We start from the raw sequence: 561 nt of genomic DNA, 5'->3' as shown, positions 1-561 counted from the left end.
TTCCCCCATTCGGAAATCTCCGGATCAAAGCTTACTTACAGCTCCCCGAAGCATATCGGTGTTAGTACCGTCCTTCATCGGCTCCTAGTGCCAAGGCATCCACCGTGCGCCCTTTCTAACTTAACTTATTCGGCTAAAGATAAACTTCGCATCTCTTCGTCAGCTCCCTCACTCCGCTCCTCACGTACTGTCGTACGCTCCGGTGCTCGTTTAGTCGCTTCCTCGACCTGCTCGTTTCTCTTTACCCTAAAATTCTACTAATAATAGAGAATCTAAGATGGCGATTACTCGGTTTCTTTCTTGGTTCTTACTATTCATAATCTAGTTTTCAAGGAACAAATTCGGCTAATGATGTTAATCATTACCCTGATGTTTTGAGGAATTGCTCCCTCAAAACTGAACAACAAAATCATCAACAATCTGTGAATGGAACGAATTCCATTTTTCCTTAGAAAGGAGGTGATCCAGCCGCACCTTCCGATACGGCTACCTTGTTACGACTTCACCCCAATCATCTATCCCACCTTAGGCGGCTGGCTCCTAAAAGGTTACCCCACCGAC

The 561-nt window shown here is 45.6% G+C and carries 2 rRNA genes; both read right to left on the bottom strand.

The annotated features are described in order from the left end of the window. Nucleotides 1–126: ribosomal RNA gene (locus M3600_RS28530) — 23S ribosomal RNA — on the bottom strand; the annotation flags it as partial. A 326-nt stretch (nt 127–452) separates the two neighbouring features. Continuing rightward, a 16S ribosomal RNA gene (locus tag M3600_RS28525) occupies nt 453–561 on the bottom strand; the annotation flags it as partial.

Origin of the sequence: Niallia sp. MER 6 (assembly GCF_023714395.1) — a bacterium.
Classification (GTDB): Bacteria; Bacillota; Bacilli; order Bacillales; family Cytobacillaceae; genus Niallia.
Note: the sequence above shows the minus strand (reverse complement) of the source record. Positions and strands in the feature narration are given on the sequence as shown.